Raw genomic sequence first — 20,852 nt, 5'->3', positions numbered from 1 at the left:
GGGCCATGCCCCATGGTTTCCTATCTCGAATTTGAAAAGCCGGTGGCCGCGCTTGAGGCGCGCATCAAGGAATTGCGCGCAACGGCGGCCGAGGGCGACCTCGACATTTCCGCCGAGGTGGGGCGGTTGGAGCGCAAGAGCGCCGACCTGCTGGCCAGCACCTATCGCGCGTTGACCCCGTGGCAGAAGACGCAGGTGGCGCGCCATCCGATGCGCCCGCATTTCGTCGATTATGTCGAAAAGATCTTCACTGATTTCGTGCCTCTGGGCGGCGATCGCCTGTATGGCGAGGATCATGCGATCATCGGCGGTTTTGCAACGCTCAATGGCCGCAAGGTGATGCTGATCGGCCATGAAAAGGGCCATGATACCGCCACGCGCATCAAGCATAATTTCGGCATGGGCAAGCCGGAGGGCTATCGCAAGGCGATTCGCCTGATGGAACTGGCGGGCCGATTCGGGCTGCCGGTGGTCACGCTGGTCGATACGTCGGGCGCGTTTCCCGGCGTTGAGGCCGAGGAGCGCGGTCAGGCCGAAGCCATTGCCCGTTCGACTGAGGCCTGCCTTGCGCTGCGCGTGCCGATGGTGGCCGTGATCGTGGGCGAGGGCGGCTCGGGCGGCGCGGTGGCTCTGGCCAGCGCCGAGCGCGTGCTGATGCTCGAACATGCGGTCTATTCGGTGATTTCGCCCGAAGGCTGCGCCTCGATCCTTTGGCGCACCGCGGAAAAGGCGGCTGATGCGGCTGAGGCGATGAAGGTGACGGCGCAAGACCTTCTGGGCCTCAAGGTTATCGACCGGATCGTGCCCGAACCGGTGGGCGGGGCGCATCGCGATCCTGATGCAGCGGCCAAGGCGCTGGGCAAGGCGATTGGCGAGGAGCTGGACAAGCTGCTCAAGATGGATGCCAAGCAATTGCTGGCGATGCGCGAAGAGCGTTTTCTGGCGATCGGCGCCGAATAAGGCGCAGCTCCTTAAGCGGGATACAGAAAAAGGGCGCGGCCTTCGCAGGCTGCGCCCTTTTTGCTGGTCATGAGCGTCTGCCGGTCACAGCGCTCATATGGGGCGGGCGGCAAATGGCTCAGCCGCCCTTGATTACCCCCATCAGGCAGCGGCGTTGGCGGCCGACATCTGCGACGAAGTGGTGTTGAAGGTGGTCGAGAGCTGATTGCCCATGCCGTTCATGGCGGTGATCGCGGCAACGGCGATCAGAGCGGCGATCAGGCCATATTCGATGGCGGTGGCGCCGGCTTCGTCACGGATCAGTTTGCTGAAGAATTTCATGGTCGGTCTCCGGTCTCGTCGAGCAACTTGTTTCTGCCGACCCCCGGAGGAATACTGATAAGGTGTTGATAAAGCGATACCAAAAAGATAGTTTTACTTATGGTAACCTTAAAAATGTTCGTCGTATTTTTGAGATGATCAGGCCGATATTGCGCGCACGCAAGAAGGGCGACAGGTTGCCCTGTCGCCCTTCTCATTACCTCATAAATCGCGCCCGACCCCGTAGTCAGGCCGGCGATTAGGCAGCGGCGTTGGCGGCCGACATCTGCGACGAGGTGGTGTTGAACGTGGTCTTGAGCTGGTTGCCCAGGCCGTTCATGGCGGTGATCGCGGCAACGGCGATCAGAGCGGCAATCAGGCCATACTCGATAGCGGTCGCACCAGCTTCGTCGCGGATCAGCTTGTTGATGAACTTCATGGTCAGTCTCCTGTAGCAGTCTTTCCGCCCTGCCAGTTTTCCCGTCTCAGCCCGGCGGTCCCATCGTCCTAGTCGAGATGTCTTAACAATCCGTCAGCGCCCCGGATTCCTCTGCGGAGAATGCGGATGGCGCGGGTAAGTCTTGCGCAAGGCGCCGAAAGGGGGAGCGGGGCGGCCTGGCAAAATGCAAAATGAGGAGAAGCGAAGTGGCCCTAGCCGCCCGTCGATTGCTGAACCGCGGTCTGGGCCTCGGAGCTGACGTGATTCCATGTCTGGCCGATCACATTGGCCATGCCGTTGAGCGAGGCGATCATCACCAGCACAACCAGTCCGCACAGCAGCGCATATTCCACCGCCGCCAGCCCGCTTTTGTCCCGATGGAGCCGGGCCAGGATTTCTGTAATAGACATGACCTTGCCCGCCCAATTTCGTTGCGGTGTTATTGTGCAGGCGTTCGGTTAATAAGATCTTGAACGGGAATGGTGGAATTTCCCAGACGGTTAGGAAAGGTCGTAGAATGATTCTGCCCGTGGTGGCCGTGGCGCTGTTGCGCGAGGACGGGCATATATTGATGCAGCGCCGTCCGGAGGGAAAACAGCACGGCGGCCTTTGGGAATTTCCCGGCGGCAAGATTGATCCGGGCGAGGGGCCGATTGAGGCTGCCCTGCGCGAGATGGATGAGGAGCTGGGCGTAGGGCTGGAGGCGCGCGCGCTGATGCCGGTCAGCTTTGCCCATAGCGATGAGGTCCATAGTGATGAGAGGCACCGGGTGCTGCTGTTGCTTTATATGGCGCGGGCGTGGAGCGGCGATCCTGTGGCGCGGGAAGGCCAGCAATTTGCGTGGGTTGCGCCTGATGCGTTGCCGGATCTGGATATGCCGCCGCTCGATATCCCGCTGGTGCGCGACCTGTTGCGCTGGATCGGGGCGGGGGCAACGCAGGGAAAATAATTAGTTTTTACAAAATGTCATTTTCCTCTTGCCAAGCCGGTGCTGTCCCCTTAGAGGCGCGGCTCCAAGGCACCCGTAGCTCAGCTGGATAGAGCATCAGACTACGAATCTGAGGGCCGGGCGTTCGAATCGCTCCGGGTGCACCACTCCCCTTTTTGGGGGAATGGTCGGTCTTTTACAAGGCCGTTTGGGATATTGTGTTAGTGTGCACCCGTAGCTCAGCTGGATAGAGCATCAGACTACGAATCTGAGGGCCGGGCGTTCGAATCGCTCCGGGTGCACCAACACATGATCCCATGAATGCCCCTTCGGGCTATCCTTCTTAAAAGCGCGAATTGTTCTTGCTTTGGCCGGCATATGGGCCGAAAGCGAGCGCCGTATCGGGGCATAAGCTCCCGTAAACCATGCTGGCCCGAAGCCGCGCTGACGATGCCGCGAGAGGACTCCTCCTTGACGCCCCGACAGCCGGTGTGGCGCAGGATGCCGGAGTAGCGCAGAATGAACGAGATCAGCGAAAATTTCGACCTGCATGACCACGATCATGCCGATGACGGCAAGCTGCCGGTTCCCAACGAGGTTCAGGAGGCGATTCGCACGCTGCTGCGTTGGTCGGGCGATGATCCGGCGCGCGAAGGGCTGATCGACACGCCCGCGCGCGTGGCCCGCGCGTGGAAGGAATATTGTCAGGGCTATAATGAGGACCCGGCGGTCCACCTCTCGCGCCAGTTTGAGGAAGTTGGCGGTTATAACGAGATCGTCCTGCTCAAAGACATTCCGTTTCAGAGCCATTGCGAACATCACATGGCCCCGATCACCGGCAAGGCCAGCATCGCCTATCTCCCGCGTGAGCGCGTGGTGGGAATTTCAAAGCTGGCCCGCGTTTTGCACGGTTTTGCCCGCCGTCTGCAGATTCAGGAGCGCCTGACCGCGCAGGTGGCCCAGTGCATCTGGGACAATCTGGACCCCTTCGGCGTGGCCGTCGTGATCGAGGCGCAGCATGGCTGCATGACCGGGCGCGGGGTGAAAACGCCGGGCGTGGGCATGGTGACCAGCCGGATGATGGGCGCGTTCCTGTCCGACCCGCGCAGCCGCAAGGAAGTGCTGAGCCTGATGGGCTATTGATCCGGCGCGATCCGGGTGAGAGGGTGGGGCATGACCGCTCCCGCTCTTGCCCGCCGCGCCCTCTGGGCTGCCTGTCTCCTTGCACCTTTGGCATCGGCGGCAGCCAAGCCATTGCCTGTGCCGCCCGCGATTTACACTGATCCGGCCCATGATGCGGCCCATCCCGCGCGGATGGAGGTGCTGCACATTCCCTCCGGCGGGGTGGAGATCAATGGCGTTGCCTATCTGGCCTCGGGCGCCGCGCCCCGGTCCACGGTGGTTATCTGCCACGGTTTTCCGGGCAATGAGAAGAACCTCGATCTGGCGCAGGCGCTGCGCCGCGCCGGGTGGCACGCCATCACCTTCAACTATCGCGGATCATGGGGCAGCCCCGGCACCTTCCGCTTTGCCCAGAACCCGCAGGATTTGCAGGCGGTGCTGGCCTATCTGCGCGATCCGGCCCACGCCAAGGCTTTGGGCATCGACACCGCGCATATGGCCGTGGTGGGCCACAGCATGGGCGGATGGGTGACCGCCATGGCGGGGGCGCAGGACAAGGGACTGGTCGCGCTGGGCCTGATTTCGGCGGCCAATTTCGGACAGATCGGCCAAATGGCGCCCGAACCGCGCGTGAAGATGATGACCGAAAACATGGAAACGCTGGCCAGCACGCCTCAGGCCCTGTCCGAGGAACTGGGCGCGCATGTGACGGACTATGATTTCACCTCGCGCGCCGCCGCGCTGGCGGACAAGCCTTTGCTGGTGCTGACGTCCGATGACGGGCTGGCCGGTGAAGTTGCGCCGCTGGTGGCCGCGATTCGTAAGGCGGGGGGCAAAAAGCTGCAAACCGGGCATGGGGCCACTGATCACAGTTGGTCGGACCGCCGCATTGATCTTGAGGCGCGAATCATCCGGTTTCTTACGCCCTATTTGCGCAGCGGGGCCTGATTCGGGAGACGATTCGGGCCGGGAATAGATTCGGAATTGAACCGAGTTTCCTTCGACGAAAACCGTCATGGACCGCAAACTTGGCCCCATGACGATACGCAACGCAAACGAAACCCTCGCCCGCTGGTTCCGCATGGCGGTCTGCCTGCTGCTGGCCCTGTTGTTTCAGGCGCCCCCGGCCCATGCGCTGGTGGATCAGACCTGGATCTCTTCCGAAGGGCTGGACAGCGGGGGCTGCCTTGCGCTCGCCCCCTGCGCCACGCTGGCCTATGCGATCCGCCAGACATCGGCGGGGGGGACGATCTCGGTGATGGACAGCGGCATCTATGGCACGGCCACGATCGACCGCAGCCTGACCATCCGTTCCGAATATGGCCAGATGTCGATGGTCGCCTCGATCACGGTCAATGCGGCCAGCACGGATAAGGTGATGTTCGACAATGTGGCGCTGGAATGCATCGCCCCGGCGCGCAGCATCGCCTATGGCTATGGGGTGCAGGTGCTCAAGGCGGGGGATGTCCTGTTCAACCGCGTTTCGATCAAGGATTGTCTGGCCAGCAGCACCGTTGGGGCGGGGGTCTATATCTATTCCACCACCAATTGCCGGGTGACGCTCAATGATTCGGTGATGTTCAACAATCGCGTCGGCGTTCTTGTGTCCAGCACCGACGGCATGGCCCATGCCAAGATCTATCGCACGCTGTTTCTGGCCAACAGCGAATCGGGCGTGCGCGTGATCGGCACCGGCAATGATGCGATCATGGCCGATAACAATATGCTGGGCAGCACCAAGTCGATGGACCTGCAATCGGGCGGGGCATCGCGCAGCTTTGGCAATAATTCGATGACCAGCGGCGATACGCCCATCCTCATGTCGCAATATTGAAGTAGCATTCGGGGCCGGTTCGATCCCATTTTGGACCAGCCCCGATTCCTCCCTTGCGCAATCCGCCACCATGCGAGAGGTCGAACATAGGGCTTAAGAGTCCTTTAACCACTTCGAGCATGCAGGATCATGGCGGTCATCGCGGTTTACAGTTCCAAGGGCGGCGTGGGAAAGACGACGCTGGCGGTCGATCTGGCCTGGCGGTCGGCTGCCTTGGGCGGGCATCGCACGCTGCTGTGGGATCTGGACGTGCAGGGCGGGGCCGGGTTTCTGCTGGGCATGGAGGAAGCGCCAAGGATGCGCGCGGCCAGCCTGTTTCAGCGCGAGGGGCGGCCTGAACAATTGATCGAGCCGACGCCTTATACGGGTCTTTCCCTGCTGCGCGCCGATGACAGCTTGCGCGGATTGCCGGTGCATTTGGCAAGGTTGGGGCAGAAGAAGCGGCTGGCGCAATTGACATGGCCGCTGCGGCGCGAATTTTCCCGCATCATCCTCGATTGCCCGCCGATGCAGAATGAGGTGAGCGAGCAGATCATTGCTGCGGCCGATGTGCTGATCGTACCCTTGCCTGCTTCGCCGCTGGCGGCGCGGGCGCTCGATCTGCTGCGGCGTGATCTGTTGCGGGAGAATGGACGGCATCCGCCGCTCTTGCCGGTGCTGTCCATGTATGATGCACGGCGCAAAGGGCATCGCGCCGCGCGCGAGGGCAAGATGGCGCCTTTCCCGGTGATCCCCATGGCCAGCATGATCGAGCAGACCGCGTTTCGCCGCGCCCCCATCGGCACATTCGCGCCCAATTGCGAACCGGCCCGCGCGCTTGACCGGCTGTGGCGCGCGATCGAGGTGAAGCTGATGGACGAGGAGGCGGCCTGATGGGCAACAAAAGACCCCGGCACCATTGCGGCACCGGGGTCTTTTGTTGCGACCGAAAGGTCAGCGGAAAATCAGAGGTTTTCCAGCACGTATTCGGCGCTGGACACCTTGAATTCGCCCGGACCTTCGACGAAAACCTTTTCCACCACGCCGTCATTGACGACGAGGGCGAAGCGCTGGCCGCGCTTGCCAAGGCCCGCGCCCGAAGCGTCGAGCGTCAGACCCAGAGCGGCGGCGAAGTCGCCATTGCCATCGGCCAGCATGGTCACGTCGGCGCTGCCCTTTTGCGCGCCCCAGACGCCCATCACGAAGGGATCGTTGACGGCGGTGCAGACGATCTCGTCCACGCCGGCGGCCTTGAGCTCAGCGGCCTTTTCCACGAAACCGGGCAGGTGCTTGGCCGAGCAGGTGGGCGTGAACGCGCCGGGCACCGAGAAGACGACGGCCTTCTTACCCTTGAAATATTCGGCGGTCTGAACGGGTTCGCGCTCGGAATCGGTGGACTTGACGAGCTTGACGTCGGGCAGGCTGTCGCCGGGGGCGATGGTCATGGCTTTCTCCTTATGCGGGGCGGGCGTTGCGATTGTCCGCCTCCTGTCGCGCACAGATATAGGCCGCCCTTTCGCAGTCGCAACCACGCATGGGCCTGCGCGCAAGAATTTATCCCTGATGCACCGTTAACCTTAGCATTTGGGGGCGGGTAAAGGGCTTTTTCGCAATCTGCAAAGCTGGCGGGGCGCCACAAGAACACATGCGGCCAAAGCGCCGCAACCATCGGGGAGGATGGATATGAGGAAGGGATTGAGCATCGGGCCATATGCGGCGATTTTGGGCGCGCTGGCCATCGGTTGGCCGCAGGGCGCACAGGCCCAGATGGCGCAGCGCACGATAGAGCAGACGATTGAACAGAATCATGCGGAGTCCGATTTCTCCGTGCCGGATTTTGCGCGGCCCGTGCTTGCCCCGCGACAGGACGAGCACCCGGTCAGCGCGGCGGAGAAACTGCGCAAGCTGGATATCATGCTGATGGTCACGGGCCTGCGTTGCCGCACCACGGCGGACAATTTCCTTGAGGATTTTCAGGCCTTCGAGGCGGCGCATATGTCTGAATTGAACGCGGCGGCGCGCGATCTGAAAACCCAGATCGCCGCGCAGGAAGGTAAGGATGCCGCTGAACGTGCGCTCGACCGGATTGGCGTTGGCATGGCCAACCAGTTCGGCGGCGGGCATCCGTGGCTCGATTGCCGCGCGCTCAAGGAACTGGCCCATGCCCTGGCCGTTACGCAGGGGGCGGCGGTGTTGCAGGACGCGGCCGATCTGGCGCTGGGGGCGGGACCAAGGCTGGCCTATCGCCCCTAGATCGGGGCATTTCCGCGGGGGACCCATAAGGGATATAAAGGTTCCTTTATATCCCTTGCGCGGGGGCGGGGGCTGGGCTAAAGGGCGACCATGATTGGCGCCCCTTTGGCGCCCACTCTCTAAGGAGCCTTTTCGTGACCACGCTGGAAGCCCAGAAGGACTATGTGATCGCCGACATCGGCCTGGCCGATTATGGCCGCGCGGAAATCGCCATTGCCGAAACCGAAATGCCCGGCCTGATGGCTCTGCGCGCCGAATATGGCGCCTCGCAGCCGCTCAAGGGCGCGCGCATCACCGGCTCGCTGCACATGACGATCCAGACCGCCGTGCTGATCGAAACGCTGGTTGCTCTGGGCGCCGAAGTGCGCTGGGCCACCTGCAATATCTTCTCGACGCAGGACCACGCCGCCGCCGCCATCGCCGCCGGCAACATCCCTGTCTTCGCGGTGAAGGGCGAGAGCCTTGCCGAATATTGGGACTATGTGGGCCGCATTTTCGACTGGGGCGATGAACCCTGCAACATGATCCTCGACGATGGCGGCGACGCCACGATGTTCGCCCTGTGGGGCGCACGCGTTGAGGCAGGCGAAGACCTGTTCGAGCCCAGCAACGCCGAAGAAATCGAGTTCGTGCGCGCGCTCAAGAACTTCCTCAAGGAAAAGCCGGGCTATCTGACCGCCAGCGTCAAGGCGATCCGCGGCGTTTCGGAAGAAACCACCACCGGCGTCCACCGCCTCTACGCCCTTGCCAAGCAGGGCAAGCTGCCGTTCCCCGCGATCAACGTGAACGACAGCGTGACCAAGTCGAAGTTCGACAACCTCTATGGCTGCAAGGAATCGCTGGTTGACGCGATCCGCCGCGCCACCGACGTGATGCTGGCCGGCAAGGTCGCTTGCGTTGCCGGTTTCGGCGACGTGGGCAAGGGCTCGGCTGCTTCGCTGCGCAATGGCGGCGCCCGCGTGATGGTGACTGAAATCGACCCCATCTGCGCGCTTCAGGCCGCGATGGAAGGCTATGAAGTCGTCACGATGGAAGAAGCCGTGAAGCGCGCTGACATTTTCGTGACCGCCACCGGCAACGAAGACGTCATCACCGCCGAGCACATGGCCGCGATGAAGCCCATGTCGATCGTGTGCAACATCGGCCACTTCGACAGCGAAATCCAGATTTCGGGCCTGTCGAACTATGCCTGGAACGAAGTGAAGCCTGGCACCGACCTCGTGACCTTCCCCGATGGCAAGCAGATCATCATCCTGGCCAAGGGCCGTCTGGTGAACCTGGGCTGCGCCACCGGCCACCCGTCCTTTGTGATGTCGGCCTCGTTCACCAACCAGACGCTGGCCCAGATCGAGCTGTTCACCAAGGCCGATGAGTACAAGAACGACGTTTACGTCCTGCCCAAGCACCTCGACGAAAAGGTCGCCGCGCTCCACCTCGAAAAGCTGGGCGTGCAACTGACCCAGCTCTCGAAGAAGCAGGCCGACTATATCGGCGTGCCGCAGGCCGGGCCGTTCAAGGCGGATCACTACCGCTATTGATCCTTACGGGTTGATGTAAAAAAAACGCCTCGCGGGGGAGATCCTTCGCGGGGCGCTTTTTTTGGGGTTTAGGGTGCCTCCGGCGGGCAAAGGGCGGGGGCCCTTTGCAATCCCGATACTGTCGGTGTGGCGCTATGGGTTCGGCCTTGGATGTTGGGCGCGGCGTTGCAGATATAAAGCCTGCGGCGCTTTTGGTGTGAGTTGGCCGCGCCGCAGGCTTTAATAACCCATTGCGCCACGCAGCAAACCTCCCACCACCCCATTAACGGGATTGCAAAGGGACGAGTCCCTTTGCCCGCCGGAGGCATCTCCAAACCTTCCGCCGGAGGCACCCTGCCCCCCCTTAAATATCATCTCCCCATTGCCAACCGCCCCCCGCCCGCTTAGCTGATAGGCAATGCAATGGACCCCTCTTGCCATGGTTGTCATGGGCTTGCTGCTGGCTGCTTGGGCGGTGGCGGCTGGCTGGGCTGTGCTGTCCTCGCTGGCGCGCGGGCGGGCGGCGGCGGGGGCTGTGCGTCAGGCGCGGCGGCTGGCCCGGATGGTGGAGGAGAGCCCTGCGCAATTGCTGATCGTGCGCAGCGACGGGCGGATCGAGGGTTCGCCCCGGCTGGCTTCGTGGCTGGGTTTTTCGGCCATGCCGCAGTTTTTGAGCGAGTTGGATGATGGCAAACCCGATCGCGGATTGAGCGCCGAGCAATTGGCGCAATTGACCGAGGCGGTGCTCTCGGCGCAGCGCACCAGCCGTTCGTTCGATCTGGCGCTTTCTCCGCGTGGATCACGCCGGTCGTTGTCCTTGCGCGGCGGTCTGGTCGATCCGCAGGTGGCTCCCGCCGGATCGGCGCAGGTCTGGGTGTTTGACGCCAGCGAGGCCGAGACACAGATCGCCCGGATGCGCGCCGAAACCGCGCGGTCGAAGAGTGATTTCCTTGCGCTGGTGGGCCTGATCGAGGCCGCGCCGATCCCGATGTGGTTCCGCTCGCCGCAGGGAGAGCTGCGGCTGGTGAATTCGGCCTATGTCCGCGCGGTGGGGGCGGAAAATGCGGAATCGGTGGTCAATGGCGGGCTGGAGCTGGTCGAGCGGATTGATGGCCAGACCCCGGCGCAGGTGGCCGCCCGCGCCATGCTGGAAAAGCGCCCCGCCGAGCGTATCGTTGCCGCCACTATCGGCGGTCAGCGCCGCGCGCTGCGCGTGTCCGATCTGCCGCTGGGCGATGAGGGCGTGGCGGGCTATGCCATCGACATTGAGGAGATGGAGGAAATCTCCCGCGCTTTCCGCGCCTTCCGCGAAGCGCAGCGCTCGATGCTCGATCTGCTTTCCTCGGGTGTGGCGCAATTCGATGCGCGCCACCGCCTGACCTTCGCCAATCAGCCGTTCCAGCGCCTTTTCGCGCTATCCCCCGCCGATCTGCACGATGCGCCGTTCGAGCGCCTGCTGGATGCCGCGCGCGAAACGGGCCGGGTGCCGGAAATGCGCGACTATCGCGCATGGCGCAAGGAGCGCGCCGAATGGTTTGCCGCCTCCGAAGCGCAGGAGGAGGCATGGCCGCTTTCGGACGGCACGCATCTGCGCGTGGTGGCCCAGCCGATGCCCGATGGCGGCCTGCTGCTGGTGGTCGAGGATCGCACCGAGACTTTGCGGATTTCTGCCATGCGCGACACGCTGCTGCGCACGCGCACGGCCACGTTTGACAGTCTGTTCGAGGCGGTCGCGGTCTTTGCCCCCGATGGGCGGCTGCAATTGTGGAATCGCCTGTTCGCCAGCGCATGGGGGCTGGAGGCCGAGGTGCTGGACGCGCATCCGCATGTCGATGATGTGATGAAGCGGATCGCCGCGCAACTGGCCCGCCCGGATCAGGCGCAGGCGGTGGGCGACGGCGTGCGTGCGGCCACGCTGGAGCGGCGCCAGACCGGCGGGCGCGTGGCGTTGGCCGATGGGCGGACGCTGGAATATGCGGGCGTGCCGCTGCCCGATGGCAATGGGTTGCTGACGGTGCTGGACATCACCGATTCGCAAAAGGCCGAGGAAGCGCTGCGCGAACGCAATGCCGCGCTGGTCGAGGCGGATCAGCTCAAGACCCGCTTCCTTGCCAATATGTCCTATGAATTCCGCACGCCGCTCACCTCGATCGGCGGTTTTGCTGAATTGCTGGAGGCTGGCCTTGGCGGCGATCTGTCGGAAAGCGGGCGCGAATATGTGGCCGCGATCCTGACCTCGGTCGGGCGCCTGACCGATCAGATCGAGAATGTCCTCGACCTCTCGCAATCGGAGGCCGGGATGCTGCCGCTGGCGCTTGAGCCGGTCGATCTCTTCGCCCTTATGCGCGATCTGGTGCAGGAGCGCGAGGCGGTGGTGACGGAAAAACACCTCGAACTCGACCTGCGCGGCAGCAGTCTGAATGCGGGCAAGATCGAGGCCGACCCGCGCCGTCTGGGCCGCGCGCTGGCGCATCTGCTCGACAATGCGCTGGACGCCACGCCGAGCGGCGGGCGCATTCTGGTCGAGGTGGGGCGGCATCGTTCGCGCCAAAAGGATGGCAAAAACGGCGATGGAAAACAGCGCGCCCGCGTGGTGATTTCGGACAATGGGCCGGGCATGGACCGGGCCGCGCTGGCCCGCGCCTTTGACGGTTTGCCGATCCAGCCGACCAGCCCGGACGCCAAGGGCGCGGCGCGGCGGCAGGGGTTGGGCCTGCCTCTGGCGCGGCAATTGATCGAGGCGCATGGCGGCAATCTCGAACTGCTGTCTGAACCGGGGCAGGGCACGGCGGCGATTGTGGAGCTGGACTGATGGAAATAATGCTGCCCGATCTGGCCGCGATGGAGCGGTGGGGCATGGCCCTTGCAGCCGCTTTGCGCCCCGGCGATGTGGTTGCTCTAAACGGCGGGCTGGGCGCGGGCAAGACCACGCTGGCCCGCGCGATCATCGCCGGATTGGGCCATGAGGGCGAGGTGCCTTCGCCCAGCTTTGCGATCATCGAGCCCTATGAGGACTTGCGCTTTCCGCTGGTTCATGCCGATTTCTACCGCCTGGCCGATCCGTCCGAGGCCGAGGAGCTGGGGTTGGACGAATATCGCGAGGGCGGGGTGCTGATTGCCGAATGGCCGCAGATGGCGGGTGGCTTTGCCCATGAGCCGGGATGCCTGTCGATCACACTCGAAACTGCGGATGATGGGCGGCGGGCCATTGTCGAACCGGGGGCCGATTGGCTAGGGCGCGTACCATGCTGAACAATCTGCCCGATGGTCTGACCGAATTTGCCGCCTATGCCGGTTGGGGCGATGCCGCTGTGGAGCCTTTGCCCGGCGATGCCTCGTTCCGCCGCTATTTCCGCCTGCGCCGCGGAACGGGCGAAACCGCGATGCTGATGCATGCTCCGCCGCCACAGGAGGACCCCGCGCCCTTCCTTGCCGTGGCCGGTTGGCTGGGTGATAACGGCCTGCGCGCGCCCGCCATTCTGGCGCAACAGGCGGCGCAGGGCTGGGTGCTGCTCGAAGATTTCGGCAATGATCGGGTGCGCGACTGGCTGGATGAACGCCCGCAGGACGAACGCGCGGTGTATGAAGGCGCGCTGGCCCCGCTGGTGGCTTTGACGCGCCTGCCGGGCGGGCCTTGGACGCCCTATGACTGGGCGGTTTACCTGCGCGAAGTGCGGCTGCTGACCGAATGGTATGCGCCCGCGATGGGGCTGAGCGTCGATGAGGCAGGCTATGATGCCGCGTGGGAGGAAGCTCTCGCCCCGATGATTGCGCGCCAGATGGCGTATAACGCGACCGGCGGCGTCACGGTGCTGCGCGATTATCATGCCGAAAACATCATGCTGCTGCGCGGCGGATTGGCCGATCAGGGCCTGCTCGATTTTCAGGACGCGCTGGTCGGCCATCCGGCCTATGATCTGGTCAGCCTGCTTCAGGATGCCCGCCGCGATGTCTCGCCCGAAATCGAAAGCGCGATGATCGAGCATTACCTCGCCGCCACCGGCTTTGACCGTGAGGCTTTCCTTGCCGACTATGCCCTGCTGGGCGCGCAGCGTAATGCCAAGATCGTCGGCATCTTCGTCCGTCTGTGTCGCCGCGATGGCAAGCCGCGCTATCTCGACATGATCCCGCGCGTCTGGGCCGCGATGGAGCGCGATCTGGCCCATCCGGCCTTGGCCCCGGTGGCGCGCTGGTTCACAGACAATATCCCGGCGGACATCCGCGCGGCCCATGGCGGAAGGATCGCAGCATGAAGCCTCTGGTCTCCGATACGGCGATGGTGCTGTCCGCCGGCCTTGGCAAGCGGATGCGCCCCCTGACGGCCACGCGGCCAAAGCCCATGGTTCCGGTGGCGGGACGTCCGCTGATCGACCATGCGCTGGACAAGCTGGTCGAGGCGGGCGTGGCGCGCGCGGTGGTCAATGTGCATTACATGGCCGATTTTCTTTTGGCACATATGGGCAAGCGGCAAAAGCCGGTCGTCACCATTTCGGACGAGCGCGCCATGCTGCTGGAAACCGGCGGCGGGATGGTCAAGGCCTATCGTGAGGGCCTTCTGCCGGATCCTTTCTTTGCGCTCAATTCGGACAATGTCTGGCTCGATGGACCGGTCGATGTGTTCCATGACCTGTCCTCGGCATGGGATGCGGATCGTATGGACGCGCTGCTGCTGATGGTGCGCCATTCGGACGCCAGCAATTATCGCGGCATGGGCGATTTCCGCCTCGATCCGCTGGGCCGGGTGGCCCGCCGCGCCCCGCGCAAGGTCGCGCCTTTCATCTTCACCGGCATTCAGATCGTCTCGCACCGCCTCTTGCGCGATGCGCCGGAAGGGCCGTTTTCCACCAACATCCTGTGGAATCGCGCGATGGAGGAGGGCCGCCTTTATGGCCTGGTCCATACCGGCCAGTGGTTTGAGGTGGGCACGCCGCAATCCATCGCGCCGACCGAGGAAGCGCTGAACCGTGTCTGATCGGGTCACGGCCCGGCTCCCCAAGGTTTATTCGATTCCAGCCCATCGCGGCTTTGCCGATGCTTTGGTGGCGGGGCTGATCCCGCGCTATGCGGATCCCGATCTGGGGCTGGCGCGGCTGACGCTGTTGCTGCCCAATCAGCGTGCGGCGCGTAATCTGACCGAGGCCTTTGTGCGCGCCGGGACCGATGGGTTTCGCGGCGGGGCAGGCGGGTTGCTCTTGCCGCGCATGGTCATCGTGGGTGATCTCGATCTGGACGAGGCGCTGGGGCCTTTGCTCGACCCCATCGGGGCGTCTGACATTCCCCCCGCCGCTGATCCCACTCGCCGCTGGCTGCGTCTGGCGCAGATTCTGGCGCAGGTCGAAGGGGCCGAAGGCGCGCAGGGCGGGGCGGTGCGCCTGCGCCGCGCGGCCGAGATTGCGCAGAGCATCGACCGTCTGGCCGTTGAAGGCATCGCGCCTGAGGATTTGCTGAAAGAGGATGTGCTGGCCATCATTGGCGAGCAGGCCGAGCATTGGCGCCAATCGACCCGCGCCTTTCTGACGGTGCAGGCCCATTGGCGTGCCGAACTGGATGCGCGCGGCGAGGTGGACCCGCCCGTGCGCCGCAACCGCCTGTTCGACCGCGCGGCGCAGGTGTGGCGCGACAATCCGCCGCCCCATGCCGTGGTGGCCGCGGGCATCACCAGCGCTTCGCCTTCGCTGGCGCGGTTTTTGCGCGTGGTGGCGGAGTTGCCGGGCGGGGCGGTGGTGCTGCCTGACCTCGATCTGTCGATGGATGATGAGGTTTGGGAGGAACTGGGCCATGCAGGCGTCGCGCCCGAATTGGGCGATGCCCCCTTTGGGCGCGAGGATGCGCTGACCCATCCGCAATATCATTTGAAACTGCTGCTCAACCGCATGGGCGTGGCGCGGGGCGAACTGGACCTGTGGCATCGCGCCGGGCCGTCGGCTGCCCCGCCCGAACGCAGCAAGGCGATCTCGAACCTGTTCCTGCCCGCCAAGGCTTCGGCGCGCTGGGTCGATCTGGCCGAGCGGCAAAGGCGTCTGGCCGCCGTTCGTCTGATGGAAAGCGAGCATCCGGGCGAGGAAGCCCAAGCCATCGCCATCCTGATGCGCGAGGCGCTGGAAACGCCCGAAAAGCGCGTGGCGCTGGTCACGCCCGATCGAGGTCTGGCGAGCCGGGTGGTGGCCCATCTGCAGCGCTGGGGCATCAAGGCTGATGATACGGCGGGCCGCGCCTTGCCCCAGACGGCGGCGGGGCGGCTCCTGCTCCTGCTGGCCGAGGTGGCGGGGGAGGGCGCGCCGCCGGTGCCGCTGATCGCGCTGCTGGGCCATCCGATGGTGGGCGGGACAGAGGGGCGTGCGCTCTGGCTCGATCATGTGCGCGTGCTCGATCTGGCGCTGCGCGGGCCGAGGCCGGATGCGGGGCTGGCGCCTTTGCGCGCGATCATCGAGCGGATCGAGGCCAAACGCGGGCCGGGACCGCTGAGCGCATGGTGGGACGAGGTCGAGGGCATCCTTGGCCCCCTGATGAGCCTGCCTGAGGAAGCCCCCTTGGCCGATCTGCTCGACGCGCTGGTCGCGGCGGGCGAGGCCTTGTGCGGCGAGGAATTATGGGCCGAGGCGCCGGGGCGTTCGCTCTCCTCCTTCGTTGAAAATCTGCGCCTTGCCGCATCGGCCGAGGGCACGGTGCTTCAGGTCCGCGATCTGGCCTCGGTGCTGCGTCATGCGATGGACAAGGTGGCCGTGCGCCCGCCATGGGGCGGCCATCCGCGCGTGGCGATCTATGGCTTGCTCGAAGCGCGCATGACGCGCAGTGACCTTATCATCTGCGGCGGCCTGACCGAGGGTTCATGGCCGGGCAGCCCTTCGCCCGATCCGCTGCTGCCGCCTGCGGTGCTGCGCCATCTGGGCGTGCCGGGTGCCGAGTTTCGCATTGGCCTTGCCGCGCATGACCTTGCCGGATGCCTTGGCGCGCCGCAGGTGGTGCTCAGTTGGGCGCATCGCGACGAGGGCGGGCCGGTCATCCCCAGCCGCTTTGTCCTGCGCGTGCAGGCGATGCTCGGCAAGGATCTGGCCGAGAAACATGCTGAGACGGACGCGGTCACCTATGCCCGCGACATTGACGTGGGCAAGATCGCCGCGCCCCATCCGCGCCCGCAGCCCATGCCCAGCGCCGAGCAACGCAAGGTGGACATTCCCGTCACCGCGCTCGACCGGCTGCGCGCCGATCCCTATCAATTCTATGCGCAGGCGATCCTGCGGCTGAAAGCGCTCGACCCGCTGGACGCAGAGCCCAGCGCGGCATGGCGCGGCACGGCGGTCCATGCGATTCTTGACGCGTGGCACAAGGATGGCGCGCCGCGCGGGCGTCTGGTCGAAACGGCCAACAATGTGCTGGACGGGATGAGCGCGCATCCGCTGGAACGCAGCCTGTGGCGCCCGCGCCTGCTGGCCGCGCTGGAATGGATCGACGAGGAAGTGACCGAATTGGCCGCGCAGGGCCGCCGCGTGCTGGCCACCGAAATCCGGGGCGAGATGCGCATCGACGGCATCCGTATCCATGGCCGCGCCGACCGCATCGACCGGATGCCCGACGGCAAGCTGGCCGTGGTGGATTACAAGACCGGCGGCCCGCCCAGCGGCAAGATGGTCGAGGCCGGCTTTGCGCTGCAATTGGGCCTGATCGGCATGATCGCGGCGGATGGCGGGTTCAAGGATGTTGAGGGCGTGCCCAATGTCTTTGAATATTGGTCGCTTTCCCGCAGGAAGGGCAATCCCGGCTTTGGCTGGCGCGACGAACCCGTGCTGGAAGGGCGCAAGAAATCGGGCATCCCGCGCGAGGAATTCCTGCACAGGACCGAGGAATATCTGACCGACGCCATCGGGCAATGGCTGTTGGGTCAGGCGCCTTTCACTGCGCGGCTGCGGCCCGATATTCCCTCTTACAATGATTATGACCAACTGATGCGGCTGGACGAATGGATCGGCTGGATCGGGTCGGAAGAGATACCGGAGGACGAGGCGTGAGCGGGGCCCAGAAACTCCACGGCCTGCATGGCAATCAGGCTCGGGCGGTTTTGCCGGATGAAACCGTCTGGCTGTCGGCCAGCGCGGGCACGGGCAAGACGCAGGTTTTGTCCTCGCGCGTGTTGCGCCTGCTTTTGACGCCCCATGTGCGGCCCGAACAGATCCTATGCCTGACCTTCACCAAGGCGGGCGCGACCGAAATGGCAGAGCGCATCAACAGCAAGCTGGCCGGATGGGTGCGGGCCGAACCCACGCAACTGGCCGCCGAACTGGGTGCTATCGGGGCGGACATATTGCCCGATGTGCAGGCGCGGGCGCGCACGCTCTTTGCCTCGGTGCTCGATTGCCCCGGCGGGGGGCTGCGGATTGATACGATCCATGCGTTCTCGCAATGGCTGCTGGCGGCCTTCCCTGAGGAAGCGGGATTGAGCGCGGGCGCGCGGCCGATGGAGGAGCATGAAAAGACCCTGCTGGCGCGGCAGGTGCTGGCCGAATTGCTGCTCGACGCGGAAAAGCGCGGGGATACGGGGCTGTTGAATGCGCTGGCCTCGCTGTCGCTGCGGATGGGCGGGGATGCGGTCGAGGGCTGGCTGATGCGCTGTGCGGGCGCGCGGGGGCTGTGGTTTGGGCCGGGGGCGTGGCAGGTTCCGGTGGCGCCGCGGGTCAAGCAGGCGCTGGGTCTGCCCGCCGATGCGTCGATGGCTCAGGTTGTCGCCATGTGCGAGGACGAGGCGTTTGACGTGCGCTCGGTGCGCTGGTTGCTCGATGTGGTCAAGCAGTGGACCGACAAGAAGGGCAACATGACCGCCACGGCCGAGAAGAAGGCCAATGCGATCTGCGACTGGCTGGAGGCCGGGGCGGAGCAGCGGCTGGAGCGGATCGGCGATCTCTATTCGGCGCTGTTTACCAAGGAGGGCGTGCCTTCTTATCTGAAAAACCTCGACAATATCGCGCCGGATTATGGCGAGTACTGCTATCGCGTCGGGCTGAAGATTGATGCGGTCAAGGCGCGGCGGGCGCTGATCGCGCTGGCGGGCTGGCTGGCCCCGGCGCTCGAACTGGGCCGCGCCTATGCGCTGGCGTGGGAGGAGGCCAAGGCGCGCGAGGGCCTGATCGATTTCGACGACCAGATCGCCCATGCCGCCGACCTGCTAGGCCGCGCCGATATGGCCGACTGGATCCGCTATAAGCTGGACCGCCGGTTCGACCATATTTTGGTGGACGAGGCGCAGGACACCAATGCCGAACAATGGCGGATTATCGAAGCGCTGACCGAGGAGTTTTTCGCGGGCGAGGGCGCTCATGCCGAGGCGGTGCGCACCCTTTTTGTGGTGGGCGATTTCAAACAGGCGATTTTTGGTTTCCAAGGCACCAGCCCGGAAAACTTCGCCGCCGCGCGCGAGAGGGTCAAGGGCCGGATGGGCGGCGCGGCGGACAATGCCGAGGAGATCCGGGGAGGGCCAAAGGCGCATCGCCTGATGGAGCTGGGGCTGGAGCGGTCTTTCCGTACAGCCGCGCCGGTGCTGGATTTCGTCGACCGGGCGATTGCCCATCTGGGCGCTCCGGCCTTTGGTCTGGACACCGCGCCGGAGCCGCATCAGGGCGAGGCGCGACCCGGATTGGTGACGCTGTGGCGCCCCGTGGGCGGGGCCAATGGCGGCGCGGGCGAGGATGAGGAGGCTGAGGACAGTTGGCTATCGCGGCCCGAGCGTGAAATGGCCGATCGCATCGCGCGGCAGGTCAAGCACTGGCTGTTCTCGCCCGATGGCTTTCCGCTGGTCAAGGGGCTGAAGGTCCCGCGCCGGGCCGGGGCGGGCGACATCATGGTGCTGGTGCGCAAGCGGCGCGAGCTGGCCGGGCTGATCGTGGCGAGGCTTCATGCGGCGGGGGTTCCGGTGGCGGGGGTGGACCGGCTGCGGCTGGGCGCGCCGTTGGCGGTCAAGGATCTGGTGGCGGCGCTGCGCTTTGCCGCGCAACCTTTGGATGATCTCAATCTGGCCGCGCTGCTCGTCTCGCCTTTGTTCGGCTGGTCGCAAGATCAGTTGCTCGAACATGGCTATCGCGAGGGGCGGCTGTGGGCGCATTTGCGGCGCAGCGATGCAGCGCTAGCGCGCGATGCGGTGGCGCAATTGAACGAATTGCTGGCGCGGGCCGATTTCGAGCCTGTGCCGGTGCTGATCCATTGGTTGCTGGTGGGGCCGTGGCGCGCGCGCGAAAGGCTGGTGGCGCGGCTGGGGCGCGAGGCGAACGACCCGCTCGATGAGCTTATCAACGCCGCCCATGCCTATTCGGCCACTGCCACACCCAGCCTTGTCGGGTTCCTTGCATGGTTTGACGCGGGCGATGGCGAATTGAAGCGCGAGGCGGGCAAATCCGACGGGCTGGTGCGGGTGATGACCGTGCATGGTTCCAAGGGTTTGCAGGCGCCGATCGTCATCCTTGCCGATGCCACCGGCGATCCGGCCAAGAGCAAGGGCTCGCCGCTTTCGGTCGAGGACCCCAGCGCGGCGATCACTGGCGACCGGCGCGTGGTCCCGCTGCCCAATCTGGGCAAGGAGGAGCGGCAGGGGCCAATTGCCGAGGCCGCCGCCCGCGCGGCCAAGGCCGAGGGCGAGGAACATTGGCGCCTGCTCTATGTCGCGATGACGCGGGCCGAGGAGGCTTTGTTCATCGGCGGCGCTCTGGCCGCGAATGAGAAGGAACCGGCCAAGGGGAGCTGGTTTGCCCGCCTTGCCGAGACTTTCGCGCCCGAGGATTGGCTGGCCGATCCGCTCTGGGGCGCGGAGGTGCGGTTTGGCGCGCTGGCCGAGGCGCCGCAATGGCAGGCCGAGACGATGGAACTGGGCATGGAGGCAGGCAAGCCGGGATGGCTGACCCGCGCTGCGCCCGAGGAAGCGCGCCCGCCGCGCCCGCTTGCGCCTTCGGCGCTGGGCGAGGATACCGCCGCCGATCCACCAACCGCCCTTGGCCCCGCGCGCGCGGCCGCCGCGCGGCGTGGCACGTTGATCCACGCCTTGCTCGAACGCCTCAGCGGCGCGGCCGATCCGATGAGCGCGGCGCTGGCATGGCTGGGCCGACAGGCGCGCGATTTGGACGAGGTGGCGCATCGCGAAATGGCCCAGGCCGCCATCGACGTGCTGGCCAACCCGGAATGGGCTGATCTGTTCGGGCCGGACGCTCTGGCCGAGGTGCCGATTGCCGCCACCGTGGGCGAGCAGGTGGTGGCGGGCACGATCGACCGATTGCTGATTACGCCCAACCGCATCCGCCTGATCGATTTCAAGACTGCGCGGCGTCCGGCCACCAGCGCGGCGCAGGTGTCGGTGGCGATTTTGCGCCAGATGGCCGCCTATGTTGCAGCCCTTGAGGTGACCTATCCGGGGCGGCGGGTCGAGGCGGCGCTGCTCTATACCACCGGGCCGCATCTGATCGCCTTGCCCGAAAGCATCCTTGCCCCGCACAAGGCCAGCTTGAGGCCCAAGCAGGAAAGCTTGACGCTCTAGGGTGGTTGCGC

At 65.0% G+C, this 20,852-nt stretch carries 18 protein-coding genes and 2 tRNA genes; 16 read left to right on the top strand and 4 right to left on the bottom strand.

The annotated features are described in order from the left end of the window. Window positions 1–12: 12 nt before the first annotated feature. Window positions 13–960 carry an acetyl-CoA carboxylase carboxyltransferase subunit alpha gene (locus GGR38_RS02005; protein WP_183622125.1) on the top strand — a complete coding sequence of 316 codons (948 nt, stop codon included), beginning with the start codon at window positions 13–15 and terminating at the stop codon, window positions 958–960. Between the two features lie 141 nt (window positions 961–1,101). On the opposite strand, the gene GGR38_RS02000 is transcribed toward GGR38_RS02005, so the two are convergent. The 3 genes from GGR38_RS02000 to GGR38_RS01990 all read right to left on the bottom strand — a co-directional run bounded on the left by GGR38_RS02000 (window position 1,102) and on the right by GGR38_RS01990 (window position 2,109). Then, the gene (locus GGR38_RS02000; RefSeq protein WP_172341544.1) at window positions 1,102–1,281 is read right to left on the bottom strand and encodes a Flp family type IVb pilin; all 180 of its coding nucleotides are present in this window, start codon (window positions 1,279–1,281) and stop codon (window positions 1,102–1,104) included. Window positions 1,282–1,519: 238 nt separating this feature from the next. Continuing rightward, window positions 1,520–1,699 (bottom strand): Flp family type IVb pilin, encoded by a 180-nt coding sequence (locus GGR38_RS01995; protein WP_172341543.1) that lies wholly within the window; start codon window positions 1,697–1,699, stop codon window positions 1,520–1,522. 212 nt (window positions 1,700–1,911) lie between these two features. After that, window positions 1,912–2,109: a Flp family type IVb pilin gene (locus tag GGR38_RS01990; protein ID WP_183622123.1), complete on the bottom strand. Its 198-nt coding sequence runs from the start codon at window positions 2,107–2,109 to the stop codon at window positions 1,912–1,914. Window positions 2,110–2,216: 107 nt separating this feature from the next. On the opposite strand from GGR38_RS01990, the gene GGR38_RS01985 reads away from it, so the two are divergent. The 7 genes from GGR38_RS01985 to GGR38_RS01955 all read left to right on the top strand — a co-directional run bounded on the left by GGR38_RS01985 (window position 2,217) and on the right by GGR38_RS01955 (window position 6,456). Further along, the gene (locus GGR38_RS01985; RefSeq protein ID WP_183622121.1) at window positions 2,217–2,648 is read left to right on the top strand and encodes a (deoxy)nucleoside triphosphate pyrophosphohydrolase; all 432 of its coding nucleotides are present in this window, start codon (window positions 2,217–2,219) and stop codon (window positions 2,646–2,648) included. Window positions 2,649–2,717: 69 nt separating this feature from the next. After that, window positions 2,718–2,794 (top strand) — tRNA-Arg (locus tag GGR38_RS01980). A gap of 61 nt (window positions 2,795–2,855) precedes the next feature. Next, window positions 2,856–2,932 (top strand) — tRNA-Arg (locus GGR38_RS01975). Between the two features lie 214 nt (window positions 2,933–3,146). Beyond that, window positions 3,147–3,770, top strand: coding sequence for a GTP cyclohydrolase I FolE (gene folE, locus GGR38_RS01970; RefSeq protein ID WP_183622120.1), 624 nt, complete (start codon window positions 3,147–3,149; stop codon window positions 3,768–3,770). A 30-nt stretch (window positions 3,771–3,800) separates the two neighbouring features. Continuing rightward, window positions 3,801–4,697, top strand: a complete 897-nt coding sequence (locus GGR38_RS01965; protein ID WP_183622118.1) for an alpha/beta hydrolase family protein — start codon at window positions 3,801–3,803, stop codon at window positions 4,695–4,697. Window positions 4,698–4,785: 88 nt separating this feature from the next. After that, window positions 4,786–5,583, top strand: a complete 798-nt coding sequence (locus tag GGR38_RS01960) for a right-handed parallel beta-helix repeat-containing protein (protein ID WP_183622116.1) — start codon at window positions 4,786–4,788, stop codon at window positions 5,581–5,583. 129 nt (window positions 5,584–5,712) lie between these two features. Beyond that, window positions 5,713–6,456 carry a ParA family protein gene (locus GGR38_RS01955; RefSeq protein WP_183622114.1) on the top strand — a complete coding sequence of 248 codons (744 nt, stop codon included), beginning with the start codon at window positions 5,713–5,715 and terminating at the stop codon, window positions 6,454–6,456. Window positions 6,457–6,527: 71 nt separating this feature from the next. On the opposite strand, the gene GGR38_RS01950 is transcribed toward GGR38_RS01955, so the two are convergent. Next, window positions 6,528–7,007 carry a peroxiredoxin gene (locus GGR38_RS01950; protein ID WP_183622113.1) on the bottom strand — a complete coding sequence of 160 codons (480 nt, stop codon included), beginning with the start codon at window positions 7,005–7,007 and terminating at the stop codon, window positions 6,528–6,530. A gap of 250 nt (window positions 7,008–7,257) precedes the next feature. Here GGR38_RS01950 and GGR38_RS01945 point away from each other — a divergent pair, with 250 nt between their 5' ends. The 8 genes from GGR38_RS01945 (at window position 7,258) to addA (ending at window position 20,841) form a co-directional block, all read left to right on the top strand. Then, complete coding sequence (locus GGR38_RS01945; RefSeq protein ID WP_183622111.1) at window positions 7,258–7,815, top strand: hypothetical protein; 558 nt, start codon at window positions 7,258–7,260, stop codon at window positions 7,813–7,815. Between the two features lie 134 nt (window positions 7,816–7,949). Continuing rightward, window positions 7,950–9,353: an adenosylhomocysteinase gene (ahcY, locus tag GGR38_RS01940; RefSeq protein ID WP_183622109.1), complete on the top strand. Its 1,404-nt coding sequence runs from the start codon at window positions 7,950–7,952 to the stop codon at window positions 9,351–9,353. Window positions 9,354–9,750: 397 nt separating this feature from the next. Further along, window positions 9,751–12,144, top strand: a complete 2,394-nt coding sequence (locus tag GGR38_RS01935; protein WP_183622108.1) for a PAS domain-containing sensor histidine kinase — start codon at window positions 9,751–9,753, stop codon at window positions 12,142–12,144. After that, window positions 12,144–12,584: a tRNA (adenosine(37)-N6)-threonylcarbamoyltransferase complex ATPase subunit type 1 TsaE gene (gene tsaE, locus GGR38_RS01930; RefSeq protein WP_183622106.1), complete on the top strand. Its 441-nt coding sequence runs from the start codon at window positions 12,144–12,146 to the stop codon at window positions 12,582–12,584. The genes GGR38_RS01935 and tsaE overlap by 1 nt, the downstream gene beginning before the upstream one ends. Then, the gene (locus GGR38_RS01925) at window positions 12,578–13,585 is read left to right on the top strand and encodes an aminoglycoside phosphotransferase family protein (RefSeq protein WP_183622100.1); all 1,008 of its coding nucleotides are present in this window, start codon (window positions 12,578–12,580) and stop codon (window positions 13,583–13,585) included. Before tsaE ends, GGR38_RS01925 begins: the two co-directional genes overlap by 7 nt. Then, entirely contained in the window at window positions 13,582–14,304 is a 723-nt protein-coding gene (locus GGR38_RS01920) for a nucleotidyltransferase family protein (RefSeq protein ID WP_183622098.1), read from the top strand. The genes GGR38_RS01925 and GGR38_RS01920 overlap by 4 nt, the downstream gene beginning before the upstream one ends. Further along, complete coding sequence (addB, locus tag GGR38_RS01915; protein WP_183622096.1) at window positions 14,297–17,338, top strand: double-strand break repair protein AddB; 3,042 nt, start codon at window positions 14,297–14,299, stop codon at window positions 17,336–17,338. The genes GGR38_RS01920 and addB overlap by 8 nt, the downstream gene beginning before the upstream one ends. Then, window positions 17,335–20,841, top strand: coding sequence for a double-strand break repair helicase AddA (gene addA, locus GGR38_RS01910; RefSeq protein WP_183622094.1), 3,507 nt, complete (start codon window positions 17,335–17,337; stop codon window positions 20,839–20,841). Before addB ends, addA begins: the two co-directional genes overlap by 4 nt. Window positions 20,842–20,852: the final 11 nt, after the last annotated feature.

Source organism: Novosphingobium sediminicola (assembly GCF_014196525.1).
Lineage (GTDB): Bacteria > Pseudomonadota > Alphaproteobacteria > Sphingomonadales > Sphingomonadaceae > Novosphingobium > Novosphingobium sediminicola.
The sequence above is the reverse complement of the archived record's forward strand: the minus strand, read 5'-3'. Positions and strand labels throughout refer to the sequence as shown.

What these genes read in the sequence shown, in the direction of transcription:
- tsaE (WP_183622106.1), top strand. Translation starts at nt 12,144, where the DNA reads ATGGAAATAATGCTGCCCGATCTGGCCGCGATGGAGCGGTGGGGCATG.
- GGR38_RS02000 (WP_172341544.1), bottom strand. Translation starts at nt 1,281, where the DNA reads ATGAAATTCTTCAGCAAACTGATCCGTGACGAAGCCGGCGCCACCGCC.
- GGR38_RS01990 (WP_183622123.1), bottom strand. Translation starts at nt 2,109, where the DNA reads ATGTCTATTACAGAAATCCTGGCCCGGCTCCATCGGGACAAAAGCGGG.
- GGR38_RS01925 (WP_183622100.1), top strand. Translation starts at nt 12,578, where the DNA reads ATGCTGAACAATCTGCCCGATGGTCTGACCGAATTTGCCGCCTATGCC.
- GGR38_RS01950 (WP_183622113.1), bottom strand. Translation starts at nt 7,007, where the DNA reads ATGACCATCGCCCCCGGCGACAGCCTGCCCGACGTCAAGCTCGTCAAG.
- folE (WP_183622120.1), top strand. Translation starts at nt 3,147, where the DNA reads ATGAACGAGATCAGCGAAAATTTCGACCTGCATGACCACGATCATGCC.
- GGR38_RS01935 (WP_183622108.1), top strand. Translation starts at nt 9,751, where the DNA reads ATGCAATGGACCCCTCTTGCCATGGTTGTCATGGGCTTGCTGCTGGCT.
- GGR38_RS01965 (WP_183622118.1), top strand. Translation starts at nt 3,801, where the DNA reads ATGACCGCTCCCGCTCTTGCCCGCCGCGCCCTCTGGGCTGCCTGTCTC.
- GGR38_RS02005 (WP_183622125.1), top strand. Translation starts at nt 13, where the DNA reads ATGGTTTCCTATCTCGAATTTGAAAAGCCGGTGGCCGCGCTTGAGGCG.
- GGR38_RS01995 (WP_172341543.1), bottom strand. Translation starts at nt 1,699, where the DNA reads ATGAAGTTCATCAACAAGCTGATCCGCGACGAAGCTGGTGCGACCGCT.
- GGR38_RS01960 (WP_183622116.1), top strand. Translation starts at nt 4,786, where the DNA reads ATGACGATACGCAACGCAAACGAAACCCTCGCCCGCTGGTTCCGCATG.
- GGR38_RS01920 (WP_183622098.1), top strand. Translation starts at nt 13,582, where the DNA reads ATGAAGCCTCTGGTCTCCGATACGGCGATGGTGCTGTCCGCCGGCCTT.
- GGR38_RS01955 (WP_183622114.1), top strand. Translation starts at nt 5,713, where the DNA reads ATGGCGGTCATCGCGGTTTACAGTTCCAAGGGCGGCGTGGGAAAGACG.
- GGR38_RS01985 (WP_183622121.1), top strand. Translation starts at nt 2,217, where the DNA reads ATGATTCTGCCCGTGGTGGCCGTGGCGCTGTTGCGCGAGGACGGGCAT.